This window comes from Psychromonas sp. L1A2, from assembly GCF_009828855.1.
GTDB lineage: Bacteria > Pseudomonadota > Gammaproteobacteria > Enterobacterales > Psychromonadaceae > Psychromonas.
In genome coordinates this window covers 1,702,486-1,727,642 of the sequence record NZ_WUAG01000002.1, presented here as the reverse complement: position 1 = coordinate 1,727,642, position 25,157 = coordinate 1,702,486, and the positions used below count along the sequence as shown (strand labels likewise).

General features: G+C 38.5%; 18 protein-coding genes, 1 tRNA gene, 4 rRNA genes and 2 pseudogenes. 5 read left to right on the top strand and 20 right to left on the bottom strand.

Features of this window, described 5'->3' with window-relative positions:
• Positions 1-172: 172 nt before the first annotated feature.
• From gmk to GQR59_RS17920, 3 genes are all read left to right on the top strand, one after another.
• Entirely contained in the window at positions 173-799 is a 627-nt protein-coding gene (gene gmk / locus GQR59_RS17930) for a guanylate kinase (protein ID WP_160064939.1), read from the top strand.
• Between the two features lie 86 nt (positions 800-885).
• Entirely contained in the window at positions 886-1,161 is a 276-nt protein-coding gene (rpoZ, locus tag GQR59_RS17925) for a DNA-directed RNA polymerase subunit omega (protein WP_025563521.1), read from the top strand.
• Between the two features lie 92 nt (positions 1,162-1,253).
• Positions 1,254-2,237, top strand: a complete 984-nt coding sequence (locus GQR59_RS17920; RefSeq protein ID WP_160064937.1) for a calcium/sodium antiporter — start codon at positions 1,254-1,256, stop codon at positions 2,235-2,237.
• A 344-nt stretch (positions 2,238-2,581) separates the two neighbouring features.
• On the opposite strand, the gene GQR59_RS17915 is transcribed toward GQR59_RS17920, so the two are convergent.
• The 5 genes from GQR59_RS17915 to GQR59_RS17895 all read right to left on the bottom strand — a co-directional run bounded on the left by GQR59_RS17915 (position 2,582) and on the right by GQR59_RS17895 (position 7,696).
• Positions 2,582-3,394: a formate/nitrite transporter family protein gene (locus tag GQR59_RS17915; protein ID WP_160064935.1), complete on the bottom strand. Its 813-nt coding sequence runs from the start codon at positions 3,392-3,394 to the stop codon at positions 2,582-2,584.
• 145 nt (positions 3,395-3,539) lie between these two features.
• Positions 3,540-3,866: a nitrite reductase small subunit NirD gene (gene nirD, locus GQR59_RS17910; RefSeq protein WP_160064933.1), complete on the bottom strand. Its 327-nt coding sequence runs from the start codon at positions 3,864-3,866 to the stop codon at positions 3,540-3,542.
• Positions 3,863-6,412, bottom strand: coding sequence for a nitrite reductase large subunit NirB (nirB, locus tag GQR59_RS17905; protein ID WP_160064931.1), 2,550 nt, complete (start codon positions 6,410-6,412; stop codon positions 3,863-3,865). The genes nirD and nirB overlap by 4 nt, the downstream gene beginning before the upstream one ends.
• A 255-nt stretch (positions 6,413-6,667) precedes the next feature.
• Positions 6,668-7,477: a dTDP-glucose 4,6-dehydratase gene (locus GQR59_RS17900; RefSeq protein ID WP_160064929.1), complete on the bottom strand. Its 810-nt coding sequence runs from the start codon at positions 7,475-7,477 to the stop codon at positions 6,668-6,670.
• 27 nt (positions 7,478-7,504) lie between these two features.
• Positions 7,505-7,696, bottom strand: coding sequence for a DUF1289 domain-containing protein (locus GQR59_RS17895; RefSeq protein ID WP_160064927.1), 192 nt, complete (start codon positions 7,694-7,696; stop codon positions 7,505-7,507).
• Between the two features lie 99 nt (positions 7,697-7,795).
• Here GQR59_RS17895 and GQR59_RS17890 point away from each other — a divergent pair, with 99 nt between their 5' ends.
• On the top strand, positions 7,796-8,152 hold the full coding sequence (locus GQR59_RS17890; protein ID WP_160064925.1) for a glutathione S-transferase N-terminal domain-containing protein: 357 nt from the start codon (positions 7,796-7,798) through the stop codon (positions 8,150-8,152).
• A 52-nt stretch (positions 8,153-8,204) separates the two neighbouring features.
• Here the strand turns inward: GQR59_RS17890 and GQR59_RS17885 are convergent, their stop codons facing one another.
• The 14 genes and pseudogenes from GQR59_RS17885 to GQR59_RS17815 form a co-directional block, all read right to left on the bottom strand.
• On the bottom strand, positions 8,205-10,226 hold the full coding sequence (locus tag GQR59_RS17885) for a permease (protein WP_160064923.1): 2,022 nt from the start codon (positions 10,224-10,226) through the stop codon (positions 8,205-8,207).
• A gap of 256 nt (positions 10,227-10,482) precedes the next feature.
• Positions 10,483-11,664 (bottom strand): heme biosynthesis HemY N-terminal domain-containing protein, encoded by a 1,182-nt coding sequence (locus GQR59_RS17880; RefSeq protein ID WP_160064921.1) that lies wholly within the window; start codon positions 11,662-11,664, stop codon positions 10,483-10,485.
• A 5-nt stretch (positions 11,665-11,669) separates the two neighbouring features.
• Entirely contained in the window at positions 11,670-12,803 is a 1,134-nt protein-coding gene (locus GQR59_RS17875) for a uroporphyrinogen-III C-methyltransferase (protein WP_160064919.1), read from the bottom strand.
• Between the two features lie 24 nt (positions 12,804-12,827).
• The gene (locus tag GQR59_RS17870; RefSeq protein WP_160064917.1) at positions 12,828-13,580 is read right to left on the bottom strand and encodes a uroporphyrinogen-III synthase; all 753 of its coding nucleotides are present in this window, start codon (positions 13,578-13,580) and stop codon (positions 12,828-12,830) included.
• Complete coding sequence (hemC, locus tag GQR59_RS17865) at positions 13,577-14,503, bottom strand: hydroxymethylbilane synthase (RefSeq protein WP_160064915.1); 927 nt, start codon at positions 14,501-14,503, stop codon at positions 13,577-13,579. The genes GQR59_RS17870 and hemC overlap by 4 nt, the downstream gene beginning before the upstream one ends.
• Before the next feature lie 649 nt (positions 14,504-15,152).
• Positions 15,153-15,268: ribosomal RNA gene (rrf, locus tag GQR59_RS17860) — 5S ribosomal RNA — on the bottom strand.
• Between the two features lie 151 nt (positions 15,269-15,419).
• Positions 15,420-18,306 (bottom strand): 23S ribosomal RNA (locus GQR59_RS17855).
• Between the two features lie 395 nt (positions 18,307-18,701).
• Positions 18,702-18,777 (bottom strand) — tRNA-Glu (locus tag GQR59_RS17850).
• 146 nt (positions 18,778-18,923) lie between these two features.
• Positions 18,924-20,468 (bottom strand): 16S ribosomal RNA (locus tag GQR59_RS17845).
• Together the 16S, 23S and 5S rRNA genes with 1 tRNA gene alongside form the textbook arrangement of a ribosomal RNA operon.
• Positions 20,469-21,823: 1,355 nt before the next feature.
• Positions 21,824-21,982 carry a carboxyltransferase domain-containing protein gene (locus GQR59_RS19070; RefSeq protein ID WP_442966209.1) on the bottom strand — a complete coding sequence of 53 codons (159 nt, stop codon included), beginning with the start codon at positions 21,980-21,982 and terminating at the stop codon, positions 21,824-21,826.
• Positions 21,983-22,274: 292 nt separating this feature from the next.
• Positions 22,275-22,382 (bottom strand): LamB/YcsF family protein, encoded by a 108-nt coding sequence (locus GQR59_RS19065; protein WP_160065302.1) that lies wholly within the window; start codon positions 22,380-22,382, stop codon positions 22,275-22,277.
• Between the two features lie 215 nt (positions 22,383-22,597).
• Positions 22,598-22,669: a hypothetical protein gene (locus tag GQR59_RS19060; RefSeq protein ID WP_442966208.1), complete on the bottom strand. Its 72-nt coding sequence runs from the start codon at positions 22,667-22,669 to the stop codon at positions 22,598-22,600.
• Positions 22,670-22,680: 11 nt separating this feature from the next.
• Positions 22,681-23,106 (bottom strand): annotated as a pseudogene (locus tag GQR59_RS18770) (transposase); the annotation flags it as partial.
• A 34-nt stretch (positions 23,107-23,140) separates the two neighbouring features.
• Positions 23,141-24,163 (bottom strand): IS630 family transposase, encoded by a 1,023-nt coding sequence (locus GQR59_RS17815; protein WP_160064911.1) that lies wholly within the window; start codon positions 24,161-24,163, stop codon positions 23,141-23,143.
• 73 nt (positions 24,164-24,236) lie between these two features.
• Here GQR59_RS17815 and GQR59_RS17810 point away from each other — a divergent pair.
• Positions 24,237-24,794: pseudogene (locus GQR59_RS17810) on the top strand (IS630 family transposase); the annotation flags it as partial.
• Positions 24,795-24,939: 145 nt separating this feature from the next.
• On the opposite strand, the gene rrf (GQR59_RS17805) reads toward GQR59_RS17810, so the two are convergent.
• Positions 24,940-25,055: ribosomal RNA gene (rrf, locus tag GQR59_RS17805) — 5S ribosomal RNA — on the bottom strand.
• Positions 25,056-25,157: the final 102 nt, after the last annotated feature.

Sequence of the window (25,157 nt, the reverse complement as noted above, 5' to 3'; positions counted from 1 at the left end):
TACTGCATTAAATAGGCACAGTGAATAATATAATTGTTTTTATAAAAATAGTTGATGATTAAAAAGACTTCATTCATAAAATAAGCCATAATCCGCGCTTACAAAAATTCAAGTGCTTAAAAATCCACCAGCCTGGTGCTTGATTTACAAAAACTGTTTCAGGAAATTAACTATGTCCCAAGTTGGCACTCTTTTTATTGTATCCGCCCCAAGTGGCGCAGGAAAGTCTAGTTTAATTACAGCATTACTAGCTGAAAAAAGTGACTACCCTGCTCAAGTATCAATTTCACATACAACACGCTCACCAAGACCAGGTGAAGTGAATGGTGAGCATTATCACTTTGTTACTGAAGCTGAATTTAAACAGTTAATTACTGATAATGCTTTTTTTGAATGGGCTGAAGTCTTTGGTAACTATTACGGTACTTCGCGTATTACTATTGAGCAATCTTTAGCACAAGGTATTGATGTAATGTTAGATATTGACTGGCAAGGTGCTCGTCAAGTTCATAAAGTTATGCCAAATGCTAAAGGTATTTTCATCCTGCCACCAAGCCGAGTAGAACTAGAAGCTCGTTTAAATAAACGTGGACAAGATAGTGCTGAAGTCATCGCTAAACGCATGGAAAAAGCACAATCAGAGATGTCACACTATAATGAATACGATTATTTAATCATCAATGACGATTTTGATACAGCTACACAAGAGTTTTCTGCTATTGTACGCGCATTGCGTAACGAGCAAGAAAAACAAGCGATTAAACACCGCAAAACAATCAAAGAGTTATTAGAAGTATAATCTCTATACTAAGGTGCTGGATCAATTAGCGTTTAGCACATATAATAACCGCCCTTTTTTATGTAATTAATTTTTGGAGTTCAGCAATGGCACGAGTAACCGTTGAAGATGCAGTAAATGTAGTAGGTAACCGTTTTGATCTAATCTTAATGGCTTCTCGTCGAGCTCGTCAGCTTGCTACTGGAGGTAAAACACCTTTAGTTGATCCAGAGAATGACAAACCAACCGTGATTGCTTTACGTGAGATTGAAGAAAACCTAATCACAAATGAGTTAATGGATATTCAAGATCGCCAGGAAAGACATGAAAAACAAGCGGCTGAACTAGCGGCTGTTGCAGCAATAGCTGAAGGTCGTGGCTAAATACCCACAGATTTTATAAATTTAAAAGAACGCTGATCATGAGAATGTTCAGCGTTTTTTTATAGGTAATTCAAAATACTCAGGAGGAAGTTTTGATCACTTTATTATATCCAACATTGGCTATCCTAATTGGTTTTGCACTGCTTATTTGGAGTGCAGATAAGTTTGTATTAGGTGCATCTAATACAGCGCGTAGCTTTTCTATATCGCCTTTGATTGTCGGTGTTGTTATTGTTGGTTTGGGTACATCTGCCCCGGAAATGTTAGTGTCATCTATGGCCGCATTAGACGGGAATACAGGACTATCAATTGGTAATGCTATTGGCTCTAATATTACTAATGTTGGTTTAATGCTAGGTTTAACCGCTTTATTTTATCCGTTACATATCCATTCAAAACTACTTAAACGTGAAATGCCTGCTCTTTTAGCAATCATGGCTATAAGCTACTTTCTTTTGTGGGATCAATATCTTAGCTTCTTAGATGGTTTGTTACTATTAATCATGATGTTTGCAATGTTAGGTTTTACCATTTGGGAAGCAAAAAGTAATGGAGAGGACACCTTACCGCAGGAAATTTTAGATGAGTTACCAGAAGAAATCGGTAAAGGTGCAGCATTAAAATGGTTAATTATTGGTATTCTTATTTTAATCGCTTCTTCTCGGATTTTAGTCTGGGGTGCAGTAGAAGTTGCTGAATATTTTAAAGTAAGTGACTTAATTATTGGATTAACTGTTGTTGCTATCGGTACAAGCTTACCTGAATTAGCAACAACCATTGCAGCTGCTCGTAAAAAAGAGTTCGATTTAGCAGTGGGTAATATCATCGGCTCAAATATGTTTAATATTCTGGGTGTAATGGCCTTACCAGGTTTAATTCATGCAAGTAGTTTCGATATCGCAGTGTTAACGCGTGATTATCCCGTTATGATTGCATTAACCTTGGCGTTGGTTATTTTCTCAATTGCTTGGAGAAAAGGTAAAATAGCCATATTGGGCCGCGTTGAAGGTGCTTTATTATTAATCGGCTATCTTGCTTATATGGTTTGGTTGTATAAAGACGCAGTATCAATCTAGATTTAACCGTTGGTATATTTATAATAATGGTATCTTTATAATAATGGGAAGTTATTCAACCGATTACTCCTAAAGAAATCATAAAAATAAGGCCCTAAGTTATAACTAACTTAGGGCCTTATTTTTATGACAGATTAAAACAATATAGTGTTAATACTTTTTAATCCATGATCGTATTACGTAAGGTTATACCGATTACATTAAATATGTTATCTAAATTTTGCGCTGTAAAAACAGTTCAACTCAAGGCGTAAATTGACGTAAATGGCTGTTCTCTTTACGAAATTTACAACGAGGAGTTGGGCTGTTTTAACAAGTAAATAAGCTATTTATTGTGATTGGTATTATACAAGATTACGTGCAGGTTTTGTTTTAGCGTGTGTAACGTACAGAACCATACCAGTAAAGCCTAAACCACCGACTATATTACCTAATGTAACCGGTAACTGATTCCATGTTAACCAGTCCATAATAGTAAATTCAGCGCCTAACATCATGCCGATTGGGAATAAAAACATATTAACAACCGCATGCTCAAACACTAATGCAAAGAAGATAAAGATAGGGAACCACATTGCCAGCGTTTTGCCTCCCACTGATTTTGAAACCATTGCGCCAACTACACCTAAACAAACAAACCAGTTACACAGAATACCTTTCACAAAAGCGGTGATCCAACCATCCATACCGTGCTCAGCGAAACCAAGTGAACGAGCTGTAGATGCTTTAATAAAAGCTTGACCTACTGCACCTGGCTCAACACTAAAGTTCATAGTAAATGTTAAAGTTATGAGAAAAGCGACACTCACAGCCCCAATCAAGTTGCCTAAACCAACTAATAACCAGTTACGTAATACCCCTGCTTTAGTCACCCCTTTTCGTTTATCAAATAATGCCAATGGCGCTAGTGCAAAAACCGCCGTTAACAAATCAAACCCCATCAGGTTTAAGACAACAAACCCTACAGGAAAGACCAAAGCACCGACAATCGGCAGACCCGTTTGTACAGCTGCAGTTATTGCAACAACAACGGCGACAGCTAAAATAGCCCCTGCCATGATGCCTCGAAGAATGGTATCGCGAGTTGACATGAACACTTTATTTTCGCCGGCATCGATCATAGTTTGAACAAATTCAGCAGGTTTAATGTAAGACATAGATAAGTCCCTATTGTTAAGATTGAAGTTAAAATTGAATAGTGAAAGGCTCCTTACTTACTTAATGGACAACAGTCGTACTATCATAAGTAAGAAGCATTTAAGCTATTTAATCTTTACAGCCGCACCTTTTATAGCTGGGCTTTTATAATTGAACCTCGATACTGCCTTCTTTAATACGCGTTTTATAGGTTGCAACAGAGACTTGATCATTTTCTAAACATGATCCATCTACTAAGTTAAAACGTTGTTTCTTAAGTGGCGATGCAACCCATAGCTGGTCTTTGTGTTCACAAATAATACCGCGAGACAGTACATTTGATCGCGCAAATGGATCCATATTCTCCATTGCAAATACTTGCTCATCGTCACGAGGGCGAAAAATAGCGACTTGCTTACCGTCTATTAATGCACATACGCCTGTTGCAGGGTAAACGTTGTCTAAGGCGCAAATTGGATTCCATTTACTCATTTCATTTCCTCCAAGTTAATGTGGTAAGTTGGGGCTTTTTCTTCAAAGAATGCTGGGCGTTTTTGACCACGCTCAGGAGTGAACACAACATTGTCATCTTGTTGATCGCTGTTAATGAAGTGTGAAAAGCGTGATAGCTGGTGTTGATCAGATAATGCCGTTGTCCATTCACATTGGAAGCTATTAATTGCCTCAGCCATCTCTTTTTCAAGTTGTTCGTTAATACCTAACTTATCATTCATGATCACGTCTTGTAAGTATTCAACACCACCTTCAAGATTCTGTAACCATACTGACGTACGTGTTAACTTATCGGCAGTACGCACATAAAACATCATGAAACGGTCTAAGTATTTAACCAAGGTTTCTTTGTCTAAATCAGACGCTAATAATGATGCATGTTGTGGCTTCATACCGCCATTACCACATACGTAAAGGTTCCAACCAGAATCTGTTGCAATAATGCCGACATCTTTACCCTGTGCTTCAGCACATTCACGAGTACAACCTGATACACCAAATTTTATCTTGTGGGGTGTACGTAAGCCTTTGTAACGATTTTCAAGCTCAACACCAAGGCCTACACTATCTTGTACACCAAAACGACACCATGTGCTTCCTACACAGGTTTTAACCATGCGTAACGCTTTCGCATAAGCTTGACCCGTTTCAAAACCAGCATCGATTAGTTGTTGCCAAATATCAGGTAAGTCACTTTTGTGAGCGCCAAATAAACCGATGCGTTGTGCACCTGTTATTTTGGTATAAAGTGCGTATTGCTCAGCCACTTTAGCGACGACACCTAATGCTTTTGGCGTCACTTCACCACCCGCCATACGAGGAATAACAGAATAAGTCCCGTCTTTTTGCATATTACCTAAGAAGATATCGTTAGTATCTTGTAAGCCATTATGATCTTGGGTTAACACAAAATCATTCCAGCAAGACGCTAAAATAGATCCTACCGTAGGTTTACACACTTCACAGCCATAACCGTTACCATATTTATCTAATAAAGCTTTAAAGGTTTTAATACCACCAACACGGATCAAGTGAAATAACTCTTGGCGAGAGTATTCAAAATGTTCACAAATGTGGTTTTTAACTTCTACACCTTGTTTTTTTAATTCTGCATTTAATACTTGTGTAATAAGCGGCACACAACCACCACAACCCGTGCCAGCTTTTGTTTCCATTTTGATTGCACCAATGGTCGTATGACCAGCGGCAACGGCTTCAGATATATCTGATTTTTTAACATCAAAGCATGAACAAACTTGTGCAGTTTCAGGTAAAGCATCTACGCCTAAGCCAACTTTTTCAGCACCAGAATGACTAGGTAAAATAAGTGCATCAGGATGTTTTGGTAGTTCAATATCGTTTAATTTATATTGTAATAAATCACTGTAACTGCTGCTATCACCAACTAATACTGCACCTAATAATTTTTTACCGTCTTCAGAAACAATAAGACGTTTATAGATTGATTTATTACCGTCTAAGTACACGTAACTTTTACAGTTCGGTGTACGGCCATTAGCATCACCAATACTACCAACATCAACCCCTAATAGTTTTAGTTTTGCGCTCATGTCTGCACCAGTAAATGCATTTTCGTTGCCTAATAATGTATCTACCGCGACTTTTGCCATGTTGTAACCCGGTGCCACTAAGCCAAAGAATTTTTCATTCCAAGAAGCACACTCACCAATCGCAAAGATATCTGGGTCAGACGTAATACATTGATCATTAATCGTAATGCCACCACGACGAGCCGTCGCTAGGCCGCATTGTTTTGCTAATTTATCCTGAGGACGAACACCTGTAGAAAAAACGATAAAATCGACTTCTAATTCACTACCATCAGCAAACTGCATGGTATTACGTGCAGTCTCGCCTGATGCAATAATCTCTTTGGTGTTTTTACCGGTATGTACGTTCACATCAATACTTTCGATTTTACTACGTAAAATTTGACCACCTTGCTGATCTAATTGCTCAGCCATTAATACAGGGGCAAATTCAATCACATGTGTTTCCACACCCAATGCTTTTAATGCGCCAGCGGCCTCTAAACCTAGTAAACCACCACCAATAACTGCACCACTTTTACTACGACGAGCAGTACTTTCAATTGCATTTAAATCTTCAATAGTACGATACACAAAGCAATCTTTGCTCTCGTTACCTTTAATGGTCGGAACCCACGGGTAAGATCCTGTTGCCATAATCAGCTTATCGTAAACAATGGCTCGACCCGTTTGAGAATGAATGACCTTTTCAGCACGATTAATGGTTAAGGCACGTTCACCAACAAACACTTCAATATTGTGTTTTTGGTAATAACCTTCTTTTACTAATGACAATTCGTCAGCAGTATGATGAGAAAAGTATGAAGAAAGGTGTACGCGATCGTATGCTACACGTGGCTCTTCACAGAAAGTAACGATATCAAAATGCACTAGGCCACCTTTATCGACAAACTCTTCAATAAAACGGTGCCCGACCATGCCATTACCAATAATGACTAACTTTTGTTTACTCATAATTTCCTCATCCACCAGCTAAAACTAAATTCAAGTGAAAGATAACCTACCCCTGCAAACAGAACTTGATAGATATCAATAGAAATCACATAACGCTTAAAATAAGTACACTTATTTTAAGAAATGCTATAAACCCTACTTTATTTATGGTCTTTTTGTGGTATGGAATAAGTAATATAGGTGATTGGCTGTATTAATTTCATTATTAATACAGCCTCATAAGAAGGTATTATTTTCGAATCAAAAGAAATGAAGTTAACAGATGATATTAAATATATCAGGATAAATAAATTGATAACCTAGTTGTGTTTTTATTTTTTCATTGCACACTATTTTAGAGGCACTTGGCTCTGCAATAAGACACTCTGGTTCTGGATACCCTAATGATAATGCCATTTTGGTATAATATGATTGTTTAGTGGGATGATTATCAGCACAGCCATTGAACACTTCACCCCATGCTTGTTGTTGTAAAATAGTTTCAATTAATTTAATGCAATCAAATTGATGAATTAGGTTTACCTTAGCATTGCCATCTTTAATACTTTTTCCCCCAGCAAAGAATCTACCGGGATGACGTTTACGGCCAATCAATCCGGCGAAGCGAATAACTGTACAATCAAAATGTATATTATCTGTAAATAATTTTTCTATTTTACGTAAATTAGTTTCAGTTTCTAAGACGTCACTTTCTTTACATATTCCTTGGTTATTACCATAAACCGAAGTAGAGCTAATAAATAAAACGTGTTCAATGGAGCTTTTTTCAACTTCAATCAAAAGATCCTGAAAGGCAGATAATGACTTACTAGTAATATTGATAATAAGTGTATTAGCTTGTAAAAAATCTTGGACGTTATTTAAATTATCGAGGTCATCTAGGTTATATAAGCTACTTTCTATATCAACCACATAAGATTTAAAGTTCAAACCAGCTAACTGTTTCGCTTTATTTTCCGTTCGAGTTGATAAGCGCACTGTTTTCCCATCAAGCTGTAAACTACGCGCTAATGGCAAACCTAACCAACCGCTGCCCAATATACTAACTGTATCGTTTTGATTCATATACTCATAACCTATTTAAAATATTAACTACGATGGTAATGATTGAGAGACTTTAATCTTCTCACGACGTATTTTTGTATTAGCAATAATGTCTTGTTTACCTGAATCTGATGCTTGCGACCAGCCAGTGATTTCAGTCAAACTACGAAAACAGCCTAAACAAATATCTTCTTCATTTAAACAGCAATTCGAAACGCATGGAGAGGCAGGAGTACTCATTTATTTTCCTTAATTAGTATTCGAGAGGTAATCATCTTTTATGAACCTCTTGGATCGGTTACAATTTTACTTTGAACAGTCAATTACAAAGAGAAAAAGATGAAAATAATTCGCTGGCTATTAGGCCGTTTAATTTTAATACTGAACTTTATTTTTGCACCTAAGAAAGTAAAACGCAAAGACGATTTACAACAAAAAGTTGACCAAGAAACAAAGAGCTTACAATTATACCAATTTGCTGCTTGTCCTTTTTGCGTCAAGGTTCGACGTGCGATGCGCCGTAATGCGTTAAATATTGAATTAGTCGATGCACAACAACCTGAACACAAAAAGGTACTTGCTGAACAAGGCGGTCACGTAAAAGTACCTTGTTTACGTATAGAAGAAAATAACACCGTTACTTGGATGTATGAGTCATCAGACATTGTTAGTTATCTAGAGAAAAGATTCGCTTAATAAATATGAGTACGCTAATCATAACAATATGATTAGCGTACTCATATTACCTTTAATGATGATGGTGATGCCCCAATAAACTTTTAGGTAATAATTCCGCAATAAAAGCACGTGCACCTCTACGAAATAGTGAAGTAAAATACAAAACAAGAATAATGGCTAAACTAGCAAAGTGCCACCAAGAAAAGTCAGCATCTAGTTCACCTAACCATGGCAATGGGAAAGCATCGATATACTCATTTAATGACAATCCAATTAAGAAAGCCGTTACCAACATCACCATTGCAAAAGCAAATGCAGCAAAGTAACCTTGTTGAAGCCTTAATTGTTTTAATAAATCTAAGCTAATACTTGGTCCAATTAACAAACAAGCAACCGCAGCCCCTGGCGATAAACCAGCAATTAGCATCACCGCAATAATAGGTGTCATTCCCGTTGCACATAATGCAAATGGGAAAGCGATCAGCACCATCACTAATACTTGTAACCATAAGGCTTGCTCAAAGAAAGCCCAAGCAGGCGTTGCGGATAAAGTTGCGGCTAATGCCCAACCAAAGATAACCCAAGGCGCAGTGTGATCTAATTGATGTTGATAACCTTGTTTTATCGCTGCTACAAAGCGTGAAGTTGGATGCCCTCCCTGACAACTTTGCTCGGCAACAGCAGAAATCGAATGCTTAAAATGCCTTCCTAATAACCATGCGATTATCACAGCAAATAAAACTGCAAATACAATGCGTAATAGAGCTAACTGCTCACCCAATAATGGAATAGAGATTAAAATGGCATCAAAACCAATAATTGGGGTCGCGATTAAAAAAGCGGTCGCAAAAGTTTGATTCGCTCCCAAGCTTAATAATTGTTGGTGCATTTTGCTCGCGGCAGGTGAGCAAATAGGTAAAGGTAGGCCATATAAAACTCCTTTAATGGCGTCTTTAAAATAACCTTTATTACCCTGTGTCGGTAATACATTTAATGCTGGTTTAAAATAATGCATTAATCCACTTAAAAGGTAAGCAAATAACAACATAGGCGCACTGTATAAAGCTAGCTTACCAAAGTTAACTAAAGTTAATGCGGTATTATGTTGTTGATGTAGCGCCTCGCTTTCTTCGATACTTTGATTATGATGTATATCTTCATGCTCATGTTCATCATGAACTTCATCCTCATGCAGATGTTCATGGTGTCCAGCCTCTTCTTCTACATGTTGTGACTCATTAGTTTGCGCATGTTCTTCAGCATCATGATCATGAATAATATTTTCTAAGTGCAAACCTCCATGTTCAACTTCTTGAACAAGAAGGTGAGACTCGTGAGCTTCATGCTCATTCGATACAGCATGATCATGGTTATGTTCTATATAGCCAAGCCAATGTGGTAATAATACAAACCCTAAAACCACTAAACCAAACAAACTACCGATACCAGCAGCATATTTATGTTCTTTTGTATTACCTTGTTGATGTTTTTTATGATGCTGTAAATAAGGTCTATGCAATACAACATGCATAATAGAGCCCATAACAAAAGCTTGGAACCAAGCAAGTAGCTGTCCATCTAATTGAGACATAGAAAGCTCCGCATAAGACGCGCCAAGTAAAGTGGCTGCAGCCATACTAATTAAAACAACAAAGGGTAAAACGACACCATATTGCGGACGTAACAACCACCAGATAGTCAAACCAACGGGGAAACGATGTAATAAAACACCTAGCGCTAATAACCATCCGGTATGGTCAGCTTGATTTACTAATAAAACAGTACCATCAAGGCTAGCATGTAGTACTAAACCTAATACACCAAGAAACAAGGTTGTGTTATGGGCTTTATTAGCGGCTTTATGGAAGTATTTTTCTATCAGAGAAGGAGTTAGTAGACCCAAGCCTGTTAAGACCAGCACTAATAAGCCACCTTCGTACAATAATTCAGGGAGAATGTGGAAGAGTACAAGACCAGATATGCTAACAAATATAAAAGCATCTAATAGATCTAACCAACCGGGTTGTCGTTGTAATAGTCGGTAAGTAACAGGACCTAAGAATAAGGCCAAAATGCTTAAAATGAGTAACATAAAAAACCAATTAAATTAAAGATGTTATAATATAACATCCGAAAATAACTAGCTATCAGAAATAACAATAAAAATTATTTAAGCGAATGCTGATGAGCGCTTAATTATCTCATTAACTTAGCAAATATGAGTTGTAGATTATGGAGTATGCACTAAACACAAAAAAGGTAAGCCAAAGCTTACCTTTTAAATTAAGCCATTTTTAGTAGCAGGTTTATCATCCCGCCATAAAACATAACCATCAGATCAACATGGCTTATTTAGCCGCAAACTCCAAACCTTGACGATAATATAAATTAGCCTCTTCAATTTTATCCTGCTGCTCTAGCAGAGAAGCCAATAGCTGATAGTCAGCAACATTAGGCAACGTTTTAAGGCTTTCAGTAAGATGCTTAATAGCAGCATCTTGATTGCCTTCTTTTAACTTTAAATGCGCTAATGCTTGATTGATGTAATCGGTATGTGTTGATTTTTTTAACTGCTTTTCCAGAAAAGTGATAATAGGATAATAATCAGTCACTTTTATTTTTTGAAGATAAGGCAACAATGGCAAAGAAAACTGACGTTGTAACTTATCTAATAAGAACTCTTGCGCTAACTTTCCATTACCATTAGCAATAAATGCTTCTAATACCGCTTGTTGGTAAGACAGTTCCTTACGCATCCAGCGAGCAACATCTTTATACCAATAATCATTAAGTAATTGCCCACTTTCAGATGCTAATTTTTTAAATAATTGCTGATGAGCATAAAGTTCTAACTCCGCAAACTCCTGATCATTTAAACCAGTTAATTTACGCTGTGTATTAAGCAGAGAGATTAGTTTACCCCATTCATTAATCGCCGGATAAAGCGTTAAATAATGTTGTAATATTTGTCTGTTTTTAGGGAACCGTTGATCTAATTCACTGATGGTAGCTAGTGCATTTTCATACTGTTTAGCATCAAGCTGTAGCTCAGCCCATACTAATCCAACAGCTAATTTACAACCAGGGTGTTCGTTTGCTAATTGTAAGTAATCATCACGCTTATTATATTCACCATTTTTATGTGAAGCACGTGCTGCTGCAATATAAGTCAATGCAGGAGATTCGCTTCGGTCTGCTGATTTAGACAATAGTTTTTGTGCTTGTTTAGTATTCCCTTCTAATAGAGCAAGCATACCTAATAAACTATTTTTTTGTGCTTTACGAGTTTTACGTTGTCCAAACCAACCACGAGTAACACTGCTCATCGATAATAATTTACGTAAAATCCACTCTGCTACTAATAATAAAAAATAGAATAAAATCGCAATAAAAGCCGCGTTAATAATCGTTGTTTCATAAGTCGTGTAACTATCAAATGAAACTAGAATATAACCTTTATGTGCACTTAACTCAGGCGCAAAAATTAACCCAGTGAGTAAGAATATAACAATAATTAAAAGTCCAATCATAATCGTTACTCCGCATTTTCAATAGTAAATGACTTACTAATGCGTTGTTTAAGAATGCTAGAAAGTAAGGGTGCACTCTTGAATTGATCTGGGTAATCTATTGACACATTTTGCTTACTTAATCTTTTCACTGAAGTATAAAATTGTTGTGTACTTTTATCTTCCATATCGTAATAAAGAGCAACTAACTTTAATGCATTCTGTAATGCTAGGTCATATATATCTTGTTGTTCTCTATATACAGCGAATTCAGCTTTGGATAATGCATTTCTTAGATTTTCTTTTAAGTACCAAGATTGTTCTGGTGATAATAAAGCTTCAACTGGTTTATCTCGATGAGATATAACAATAAAGCTTTCAATAAATGAGTTCCAAGATTTATCAACATTAGTTTCCCAATCAGCAACATCTCCAGAAACTTCTTTATCTTTAGCTTGTTTAATTTCAGGTACCTCTAGTCCAGCTACAACTAGTTTATCAATACGACGTTCCAAACTAGACAATGCCAAAATAACACCATCCACATCACGTTGAGGTAAGGCTTCAAGCATATTAATGTCTTCAAGCAAAGCACGACGCAACGGGTTCAAGCTAGGGTCTCCCATTTCAACAATACGTTTGTCCGCAGTACTCAATAAAGCAATAGTTGATTTTAAATCGTGCTCTAGCCATAATTTACGACCCGATAAGTTAATCAAATATTCAACTTCAGATAAAATCCAATCACTAGGATGACGAATGTTAGTTTCTGCAACACTACGCTGAAGAGCTTGCATGTCCGAACTGTATAATTTGCTTTTATTCTGAGCATCTAACAATTGAATATCGAGTTGTTCAATTTGTGTTTTGAAATTGTCATTCAATGATTTACTTTGCTGAAACTGATTATTTTGTTGTGCAACTTGCGATTCCAACTTATTAGCTAACAGTTCAATTTTTTGTTGATAAGCAGTATTATTGACTACATTATTTTTATAAAAATAAAAGCCATACCCTATAATACATAGCAATATGATAATAAAAATCAGAGCAATAATGACTAATAGCCGAGAAGATTTTTTACGTTTTTTATTAACAACATCTTCTTCTGACTCAGGTGTTGTTGATATATTTTGATTTTCAGTATTAGTATCAGTCATAACATTCCTATTTAAACTAATGGGCTATATACAGGTGCCATTATTTACTTTAAAAAATTCCACAATTTGGTCTGTATGTAAACTTGGTAACAAAACAATACGTTGAGCACCTAACAATGCAGCTTGTTTAGCTACACGTTGACTTGGGACATAAAATATTAACTCACATATCCAACTTGTATATTCCTTTGGTACAAGCATAAATAATTGATTTAAAATTTCCACACTGCTGATAATAGCACCATTTATAGACGCTTGTTGCCAATTATTAACTAATTCGTGACCGTTAAGATCAATCTTGATACGTTTATATGTTTGAAAGAAATCAACTTTTGCACCACGTTCAATTAGTGTTGTCTCAAGTAAATCTCGTCCACCTTCACCACGTAAAATTAAAATACGTTTAGCTTTAATTGATTTTAGTGGATCCAGCGCTAATAACCCTTCGCTATCAAATCGAGTCAAAGGACATAAAACACTCTGACCAGTAGCTTCACTAAGTATACTTTGTGTAGATTGACCTACTGCAAAATAACAAGCTTTGGGCCAGTTAATATTTATTTGTTGTTGAGCATATTTAACTGCATTACCACTGACCGCAATTACATAATCATAGTGGCTAGATAAAAAAGTATTCAGTGTTTTAGGATCATTTAATGCAGTCACCATCAATAGTGGTTGTGCAATAGAAAAACACCCAATATCATTTAAACTATTAGTAAGTCGTTCTGCATGAGGCGCAAAACGAGTCACTAATAATCGAGGTTCAATTCTCACTTATAAACTTCACTTAAAATTTCTTTTGCTCCAGCATCTAATAGTTGCTGTGCTAGTGTTTCACCTAGTTCATGAGCTTGATCAACATGACCTGTTAATTCTTTTCTGATGATATTAGTACCATCAACACTACCCACTAATCCACGCAAAAATAATTGATCGCCGTTCATTAAGGCGAAACTACCAATGGGTACTTGGCAACCACCTTCAAGTGCTAAATTCATAGCTCGTTCAGCCGTTACGCGTACACGTGTTTCACGATGTTCCAAAGGAGCAAGCAAAGCAATAGTTTCTGCGTCATCTAATCGACATTCGATACCCACTGCACCTTGGCCTACTGCTGGTAAACTTACTTCAGGTTCAATAAAACTAGCAATACGGGAGTCCATCTCTAAACGAATTAGCCCTGCAGCAGCAAGAATAATTGCATCGTATTCGCAATCATCTAATTTACGCAAACGTGTATTAACATTACCACGTAAGTCTTTAATCTTTATATCTGGACGCAATTCACTAATTTGGCATTGACGTCTTAAACTACAAGTACCAACTATTGCACCTTCAGGTAGATCTGATAGTTGTTTAAAGTGATTAGAAACAAAGGCGTCACGTGGATCTTCACGTTCACAAATAATACTTAACCCTAAACCTTCAGGAAATTCTACAGGCACATCTTTCATAGAATGAACGGCAATATCAGCTCTATTTTCCAAGATAGCAACTTCTAATTCTTTAACAAATAAACCTTTACCACCAACCTTAGCTAAAGGGGTGTCCAAAAGAATATCGCCTTTTGTTTTCATTGGTAATAATTCAACAGTTAAATCTTTATGGTGCTTCATTAACTCAGCTTTAACAAAATTAGCTTGCCACATCGCTAAAGGACTATGACGAGTTGCAATACGGATAATTTTTTTAGACATTATATTCTCTCTAACAAAGGGATAATTAATGCTATCAAAAACAAACTAATGATCCATACAAATATCATATAAAGTGTCAAAGTTGACATTAAAGTATAAATTTAATACATAAAGACAAGAAAAAACTATAAAAAATTAAAAACCTACAGAAATTGATGCTTGATAATGCAAAAACATCCTATAGGTTATGTAGCTCATAAAACAATACAGACGCGTCATACGCCGCTACTTTCTATTATATTGGTCATTATTCTAAAACAAAAAATCCCTGTCGACATCAGTCAACGGGGATTGCTCGTGTATTTAAGGTTTATACCAATGGAATTAAATAAGTGATCAGATATTGCGCAGGAAAAATTAACACTAATAAGGCGTGAGTTGTAGGAGATAGTTGTTCTCACTTCAAAACTCACAACGCAGTTAGGGGGGAATTTTAACCAACAAGAATGATCACCTTATTAATTCTTTTGGTATTAGCAAGCTTGGCAATGGAAAGGTGTCGCAGAGCGTCACCGCTCGTGACACATTGCACTCGTAATACTCGCCCTACTTTCTATGTAAGGTATTTTATTAAACCACTACATTATTAAATCATCAAAACGAAAAAATCCCTGCTGACGTTAGTCAACAGGGATTTTTCGTATTAGGCGCTTGGCAATGACCTACTTTCACATGAGGAGACCTCACACTATCATCGGCGCAGCTGCGTTTCACTTCTGAGTTCGGCATGGGATCAGGTGGTACCACAGCGCTATTATCGCCAAGCATAAAAAATAAATTAGAAAAGCTAATAGTCGATATGTTCTAATTCTGAAATTGTTTTATCTCGCAATATGTAAATATACTTCACAAGCGCTAGTTTAAAGAGTATCCACTCTATGTGTCTTGGTAAACACCAACACCACTTAGGTGTTGTATGGTTAAGCCTCACGGGTAATTAGTACAAGTTAGCTCAATACATTACTGCACTTACACACCTTGCCTATCAACGTTGTAGTCTCCAACGGCCCTTTAGGGAACTTAAAGTTCCAGTGAGAACTCATCTTGAGGCTCGCTTCCCGCTTAGATGCTTTCAGCGGTTATCGATTCCGAACGTAGCTACCGGGCAATGCATCTGGCGATACAACCCGAACACCAGCGGTTCGTCCACTCCGGTCCTCTCGTACTAGGAGCAGCCCCTCTCAATTCTCAAACGCCCACGGCAGATAGGGACCGAACTGTCTCACGACGTTCTAAACCCAGCTCGCGTACCACTTTAAATGGCGAACAGCCATACCCTTGGGACCGACTTCAGCCCCAGGATGTGATGAGCCGACATCGAGGTGCCAAACACCGCCGTCGATATGAACTCTTGGGCGGTATCAGCCTGTTATCCCCGGAGTACCTTTTATCCGTTGAGCGATGCCCTTCCATTCAGAACCACCGGATCACTATGACCTACTTTCGTACCTGCTCGACGTGTCTGTCTCGCAGTTAAGCTGGCTTATACCATTGTACTAACCTCACGATGTCCGACCGTGATTAGCCAACCTTCGTACTCCTCCGTTACTCTTTAGGAGGAGACCGCCCCAGTCAAACTACCCACCAAACAGTGTCCCAAACCCCGATTCAGGGGCCATGGTTAGAACTCAAAACATACAAGGGTGGTATTTCAAGATTGGCTCCACGTCATCTGGCGACAACGCTTCAAAGCCTCCCACCTATCCTACACATGTAGGCTCTAAGTTCACTGCTAAGCTATAGTAAAGGTTCACGGGGTCTTTCCGTCTAGCCGCGGGTACACAGCATCTTCACTGCGATTTCAACTTCACTGAGTCTCGGGTAGAGACAGCATGGCCATCATTACGCCATTCGTGCAGGTCGGAACTTACCCGACAAGGAATTTCGCTACCTTAGGACCGTTATAGTTACGGCCGCCGTTTACCGGGGCTTCGATCAAAAGCTTCGACCTAAGTCTAACCTCATCAATTAACCTTCCGGCACCGGGCAGGCGTCACACCCTATACGTCATCTTACGATTTAGCAGAGTGCTGTGTTTTTAATAAACAGTTGCAGCCATCTGGTATCTTCGGCCTCTAGCAGCTTAGAGAGCAAGTCTCATCACCGCCAAAGGCGTACCTTCTCCCGAAGTTACGGTACCATTTTGCCTAGTTCCTTTACCCGAGTTCTCTCAAGCGCCTTGGTATTCTCTACCTGACCACCTGTGTCGGTTTGGGGTACGATCCTTTATTATCTGAAGCTTAGAGACTTTTCCTGGAAGCATGGCATCAATGACTTCAGTACCTTAGTACCTCGACATCGTATCTCAGTGTTAGTAGAAACCCGGATTTACCTAAGTCTCCCACCTACATACTTGAACCTGGACAACCATCGCCAGGCCCACCTAGCCTTCTCCGTCCTCCCATCGCAATAATAAAGGGTACGGGAATATTAACCCGTTTCCCATCGACTACGCCTTTCGGCCTCGCCTTAGGGGTCGACTCACCCTGCCCCGATTAACGTTGGACAGGAACCCTTGGTCTTCCGGCGGGGAGGTTTTTCACCCCCCTTATCGTTACTCATGTCAACATTCGCACTTCTATACCTCCAGGATGCCTTACAGCTTTCCCTTCGACGGCTTACAGAACGCTCCTCTACCACGCATATAAATATGCGTCCGCAGCTTCGGTGATATGTTTAGCCCCGTTAAATCTTCCGCGCAGGCCGACTCGACTAGTGAGCTATTACGCTTTCTTTAAAAGATGGCTGCTTCTAAGCCAACTTCCTAGCTGTCTAAGCCTTCCCACATCGTTTCCCACTTAACATATACTTTGGGACCTTAGCTGGCGGTCTGGGTTGTTTCCCTTTCCACGACGGACGTTAGCACCCGCCGTGTGTCTCCCATGATTGCACTTGTTGGTATTCGGAGTTTGCAAAGGGTTGGTAAGTCGGGATGACCCCCTAGCCTTAACAGTGCTCTACCCCCAACAGTGATACATGAGGCGCTACCTAAATAGCTTTCGAGGAGAACCAGCTATCTCTTGGTTTGATTGGCCTTTCACCCCCAGCCACAAGTCATCCCCTAATTTTTCAACATTAGTGGGTTCGGTCCTCCAGTTGATGTTACTCAACCTTCAACCTGCTCATGGCTAGATCACCAAGTTTCGGGTCTAATCCCAGCAACTATTCGCCCAGTTAAGACTCGGTTTCCCTACGGCTCCCCTAAACGGTTAACCTTGCTACTGAAATTAAGTCGTTGACCCATTATACAAAAGGTACGCAGTCACGGAATAAATCCGCTCCTACTGCTTGTACGTACACGGTTTCAGGTTCTATTTCACTCCCCTCACAGGGGTTCTTTTCGCCTTTCCCTCACGGTACTGGTTCACTATCGGTCAATTAGGAGTATTTAGCCTTGGAGGATGGTCCCCCCATATTCAAACAGGATTTCTCGTGTCCCGTCTTACTCGTTTTCACTGTAAAGAAGTTTTTGTGTACGGGACTATCACCCTGTACCGTGGCACTTTCCAGAGCCTTCCACTAACTTTTAAACAGCTTAAGGGCTGTTCCGATTTCGCTCGCCGCTACTTTCGGAATCTCGGTTGATTTCTTTTCCTAAGGGTACTTAGATGTTTCAGTTCCCCTCGTTTGCTTCGACTAGCTATGTATTCACTAGCCGATGACACTAAGTGCCGGGTTGCCCCATTCGGAAATTCCAGGATATAACGCTTGTTATCAACTCCCCTGGACTTATCGCAGATTACCACGTCCTTCATCGCCTCTAATTGCCTAGGCATCCACCGTGCACGCTTATTCACTTAACCATACAACACCTAAACAGTGTCTAGATGTGTATGTTGCTTCCAAGACGCTTGTGACTCATATTTTACATATGAAAAACAATCGTTTTTCGTGCACCTATCAATTAATAAATTAACTGAGTAGATACGTACTCACATTACAGTAACGAATTACTATAATGTGTGCTTTTTATTTTGCTTGATTACAATATCTAATTTAACTACAAGTAGTTATTTTAAATACTGAGAACAATTTCGTTTATATTTATCACACCAATCAACACCGAAGTGTCATTGTTATTGTGTGATAAATAAGAACATTTATCAGCTTTCCTAATTGTTAAAGAGCAGTGTTAAAAACACTTAATAATCATTCTAAGCAAGAACAGTTATTAAGTATCTTTCATTAAAGTAGTAGTTGGTATCCCCAAGGGGATTTGAACCCCTGTTACCGCCGTGAAAGGGCGGTGTCCTAGGCCTCTAGACGATGGGGACCCGGAACCTACTTTGCTTTCTAATCAGTCTAATCAAACAATCTGTGTGGGCACTCATATGAAAATTGCCTAAGCAAGCTTTCATAGCCGGTAGATTTATTTGCCTAAGCAAATTCATCGTAAGGCTTGTTGATGTGTTTCTTTACGTAAGGAGGTGATCCAGCCCCAGGTTCCCCTAGGGCTACCTTGTTACGACTTCACCCCAGTCATGAACCACACCGTGGTCATCGCCATCCCCGAAGGGTTAAGCTAATGACTTCTGGTGCAGCCCACTCCCATGGTGTGACGGGCGGTGTGTACAAGGCCCGGGAACGTATTCACCGTGGCATTCTGATCCACGATTACTAGCGATTCCAACTTCACGGAGTCGAGTTGCAGACTCCGATCCGGACTACGACAAACTTTAGGAGATTCGCATACCATCGCTGGTTAGCAGCCCTTTGTATTTGCCATTGTAGCACGTGTGTAGCCCATCCCGTAAGGGCCATGATGACTTGACGTCGTCCCCACCTTCCTCCGGTTTATCACCGGCAGTGTCCCTAGAGTTCCCGGCATAACCCGCTGGCAAATAAGGATAAGGGTTGCGCTCGTTGCGGGACTTAACCCAACATTTCACAACACGAGCTGACGACAGCCATGCAGCACCTGTCTCAGAGTTCCCGAAGGCACTCATCAATCTCTTGGTGATTCTCTGGATGTCAAGGGATGGTAAGGTTCTTCGCGTTGCATCGAATTAAACCACATGCTCCACCGCTTGTGCGGGCCCCCGTCAATTCATTTGAGTTTTAACCTTGCGGCCGTACTCCCCAGGCGGTCTATTTAATGCGTTAGCTTTGAATCCCACGGCATATAGCCACAAAATTCTAATAGACATCGTTTACTGCGTGGACTACCGGGGTATCTAATCCCGTTTGCTCCCCACGCCTTCGCGCCTCAGCGTCAGTCTTTGTCCAGGTGGCCGCCTTCGCCACTGGTATTCCTTCAGATCTCTACGCATTTCACCGCTACACCTGAAATTCTACCACCCTCTACAAAACTCTAGTTAACCAGTTTCAAATGCAGTTCCAAGGTTGAGCCCTGGGATTTCACATCTGACTTAATTAACCGCCTACGCGCGCTTTACGCCCAGTAATTCCGATTAACGCTCGCACCCTCCGTATTACCGCGGCTGCTGGCACGGAGTTAGCCGGTGCTTCTTCTGCGAGTAACGTCACAGATAAAACCTATTAAGATTTACCCTTTCCTCCTCGCTGAAAGTGCTTTACAACCCGAAAGCCTTCTTCACACACGCGGCATGGCTGCATCAGGCTTGCGCCCATTGTGCAATATTCCCCACTGCTGCCTCCCGTAGGAGTCTGGACCGTGTCTCAGTTCCAGTGTGGCTGGTCATCCTCTAAGACCAACTAGGGATCGTCGCCTTGGTAAGCCATTACCTTACCAACTAGCTAATCCCACTTGGGCTACTCTTATGGCGTGAGGCCCGAAGGTCCCCCACTTTGATCCGGAGATGTTATGCGGTATTAGCAGTCGTTTCCAACTGTTGTCCCCCACCATAAGGCATATTCCCAAGCATTACTCACCCGTCCGCCACTCGTCAGCAAAGTAGCAAGCTACTTTCTGTTACCGTTCGACTTGCATGTGTTAAGCCTGCCGCCAGCGTTCAATCTGAGCCATGATCAAACTCTTCAATTTAAAGTTTAATGTGCACTTAATTAAAGGTGCGACTCAATACTACTGACTAAAACTTACTGCTAATGACTTATATAAATATAAGCAATTAACAATTTATTATTCTGAAATAATGAATTATTTCGTGTGTCACTATTATTGATGTTGCCTTTACAAGAAAGGACTTTGATTTTTTGAAATCACATCAACAACAAGTGCTCACACAGATTGTTTGATTAAATTGTTAAAGAGCGTGCCTTTCGGCTAGGCGGCGTATATTACGCGCCTTTCGAGCAATGTCAACGTCTTATTTTAACTTAATTTCAAACCGAAGTTCGAATCGTTAAAGCGTTTCTTTTATTCTCAGTCTTGGTTAGTGGCTTGCGCCTCCGTCCTTGTCTGTGCGGCGTATTATAGGGATAGCGAAACTATTGGCAAGCGTTTTATTGCGTTTATTTCAATTAAATCACTGAGTGATTAATTAAACTACAAAGTGTGGATATTTCATTCAAAAATGAGGTGTTCATTCGTATAAAATAGTATTTGAATAGCCGCCTAAACTTATTCTATTGGATAGAAAGCTTTATTCTACAAATTCAATCAGTTTATCTTTTAACCTATAACTCATTCGATCAATATTAGAAGTCACTGTATATGTATCATTAAACAAAGTATTTTTTTAGAGGCTGAGCTGAAGTGATCAAATTGGTATGTTGGCAATACACTGACATTAATGATGTCAGTAAATTCTGTTACAAACAGTTTGGGTCTTTTACAAACAGAAAAGATATTACTTGTCGCGAAATAACTAGGTAGTCCTTGCTTAGGAAATCTAATATCTAAAATATATCCAACTTAAATATTTAACAACAGTCAATATTGAATGACTCACCTATTTAAATTGGACATACATTTGGCCCACACAAAGAAAAACTCATTATCTTTTTAAATCTCGCTTGAAATGATCCCATGGTAATTTCAATTTTCGATTCATTCACGTCATTATCTAATAATGAGTTTGTTCAACAGCACTCATGAGTATCCATTGAACCTCTAGACGTTACAACAATATTTTAATTATCAAATCGCCTCAAATTATGTAATAAACTCAAGAGACCTGATTAAATTATATCTAACGACATATCGCTTAAGCCTTACACATATTGAAGCGGCCCATCATTATCTTATCTATCAATGGAATCAAACCATACTTCATCATCCATTATGAATTTCTTAGAGAATGTTGTTAATCGTCAAGTATGTCTAATATGTCTGCCCACCCTCTTTGAGATTGGCTAAGGTAACCGCTGTTTGTCTATCTGCTTCAATAGTACTTGTATTAGACACATTAAACTTTGGACTGACTTTACGTAGATACTTCACGATAAAGTAAAACTAGGTTTAATCCCTACCACAAAAACGTAATAGTATTCTTCAGTATGTAATTTAATTATTTCAGAAAAAGCTAAGCCAGTGTATTTGCTTATTGCTTCATGATCGAGAGCTACCTCTATTCCATAATAGGCTTGTAATACTATTTTATTATGAATAGAGCTTTCGTAATTTATATTATATTAACGGTTTTATTATTCTATCGATATGAGCGACTAAACTTTACAGTAATGTATTACGCGAATTACAACATGGAAGTATATCAAGAAGAGTTTGACTGAGTTCAGCTTTTAACAACTGTTAAGCATGAGTAATACTGTCATTTATTTCTAACGCAAAAGCCACTTGAAAAATAAATAATTACATTATTATCATTCATAAAGTTTATATGTATTCCTCAGTTATTACTTTTAAAACGTTAGTTAATTTTACAGCTAATTAATTATTACCATGAATACACAAAGTATCAGCTTTAATATTTATCTTTGATCTATCTGTACTTATAACGTGCTCATATTTAACAAGACGTATAGCTTGCTTATAAATAGATTATAAACCTTTGTTATATGCAATAGACAAACTTCCTAATGTCAAATCGTCGATCATTTAAATAGGCTCGATCAACAAAGACTTCAAAAATAAACTTAATACAATATTGAACAGCAAATTTTTAATAACACTCATAACCATAAACGGCTACTACTATTAATGATGATTTATTATTGTATTTCGCAAGATCTTTTAACAATACGATGAAAATATCATCCGATTCCATCATAAAGAACATCATGCAACTTCACATAACTAAACTCTGTATATTCATTTTGCCAAATACCATTTAATGCTCCCAGTTGATAAATAATGCGAGGTCTACCGCTTTGTTGATAACGCGTTTATCCTGGCGAATTTTAAGCACAATGAAATCACTTGTTCAATAACTGAGCCAGTAATCCTTGATATGAGGTAGGCTGATACGTCTGCGCCATAAAGCTCTTTGACCGTAGCGACTATTTCAGGTGTCGTCATGCCTTTTGCGTAGAGGCTTAAGGCTTAGCACTTTGTCATCCATTTAGGTGAAACGTGTTTGTTATTTTTTGACAAGTTGAGGCTCAAAAGTGCCTTCTCTGTCACGAGGAATCTCTAGTTCAAATTGCTCATCATCAGTGATAATGGTTTTAGCTGAGTGCCATTACGGTTTACGGTTGTTACTAGATGATGATTTGTGACTCTTAGAGTAGCCAAGATGCTCGTCTAACTCTGCGTTCAATGCAGCTTAAACGATTATCTTATACCATTCCGCCTAATTAGTTGATCAGATTCATCCAATCCCTAGTGCACATTTTTATTACTCTTTGACTATCACTTACAAAGTAATTCCATGCATAACAAACCGCATCCACAATTGATTCATAACCATTAAAACAACGATTAGCGAAATGATATTGACGCAACCAGCCCCACACTTGTTCTATCGGATTTAATTCTGGGGAGTACGGAGGAAGCTTAATTACGCTAACATTATTAAAGTCTGTCGCAAGATCTTCTGTATGCCAACCAGCCCCATCCATAATAATGACTGCATGCCGATCTTCGGCGGTACTCATGGATATTTGTTTAAGGTGAGCATACATAATGTCTTTATTGACATAAGGCATTACCATCGCTTGTGATTGCCCATTAGTGACACAAACGGAGCCAAATAAATATGCATATTCAAACTGTTGCTGTTTCACAGCTAATGGTCCTACCTGTTTTAGCCCATAGCTTTGTTGTTGTATTTGTTGTCCAAAACGTGCTTCATCTTGTAACCAGATATCGACTCTATCTAATGAGATATGGCCAGGGATCTTAAGGATCATTTTTATTTGGAATTTTTTAAAATCTTCTTGAACTTCAAGGGACTGTTTTGGGTGCTTAGAGCGAGAGGTTATCCATGAAAAACCTAAACGGTGAAGTAATTTGTAGACACTTGAAAGGTGGTATTGATGGCCAAAATTATCAGCAATAAACAACTGGATATCAGTGCCTACTAATCGGCCACCCTTATCATTTTTTGTATATTCATTAATATATTGAATTAGTTGAAGTGATTGGATTTCAGATAATCGTAAGGGACGTCCAGTTGTCTTTTTATCAATTAATCCATCCAATCCATTTTGATGATATTGAGATATCCATTTATTAACACTAGTACGGCTCACTTTAAGAAATTTAGCTATATCGGTACGAGAGCTGCCTTCTTGAAAGTGCGCTAGAGCAGAATAACGCAGTCTCATACGAACACTTTTATGTGTTTTGGCCAATTCAGAAAAATCATGTTTTTTCATACGTCACCAAGAGAATATAATCAGTTAATAATTAAATACATTAGATCACATAATTAGGCGGAATGGTATAAATACGATCCTTAAGATCCCTAGGCATGTTCATTTAAAAGAGGTACATATTTGGTTTCAGGATGAGGCTAGGTTTGGTCAACGTAATACAACAACTAGGATATGGGCAAAAAAAGGAACCAGACCAAGGGCCATTCAGCAGCAACAATTTGAGTATGCTTATTTATTTGGCGCGGTCTGTATCAATACAGGTCAAACCGAGGCATTAGTAATGCCTTACAGTAATAGTGAAGTGATGAAGATTCATTTACGCTTAATTTCTGATGCAACCCCAAAGGGAAAATATGCCGTTATAATAATGGTTCGAGCCAGTTGGCACCAGTCGTATTTAGCTGAAGAGTTTACTAATTTAACGATCATTCACCTCCCTCCGTATTCTCCTGAATTGAATCCAATCGAACAAGTTTGGCATTGGATGCGGGATAATGAAATCGCGAATAGATGCTTTGACGGTTATAACGATATTGTCAATAAATGTTGTGATGCTTGGAATCGCTTCAGTGAAGATAAAAATAGAGTCATCTCACAATGTTATAGGGACTGGGCTAATCTGGAAACTTAATTATCGGAATTGGTATCAGTTAATAATTAAATACATTAGATCACATAATTAGGCGGAATGGTATTATTAAAGCATCACATTATTAAATCATCAAAACGAAAAAATCCCTGCTGACGTTAGTCAACAGGGATTGTTCGTATTAGGCGCTTGGCAATGACCTACTTTCACATGAGGAGACCTCACACTATCATCGGCGCAGCTGCGTTTCACTTCTGAGTTCGGCATGGGATCAGGTGGTACCACAGCGCTATTATCGCCAAGCATAAAATGTTAATTAGAAAAACTGATGTTTTTAAATGCTCTAATCTTTGAAATTTTTTCATCTTACAAAATTTTTTTTATGTAAATATACTTCACAAGCGC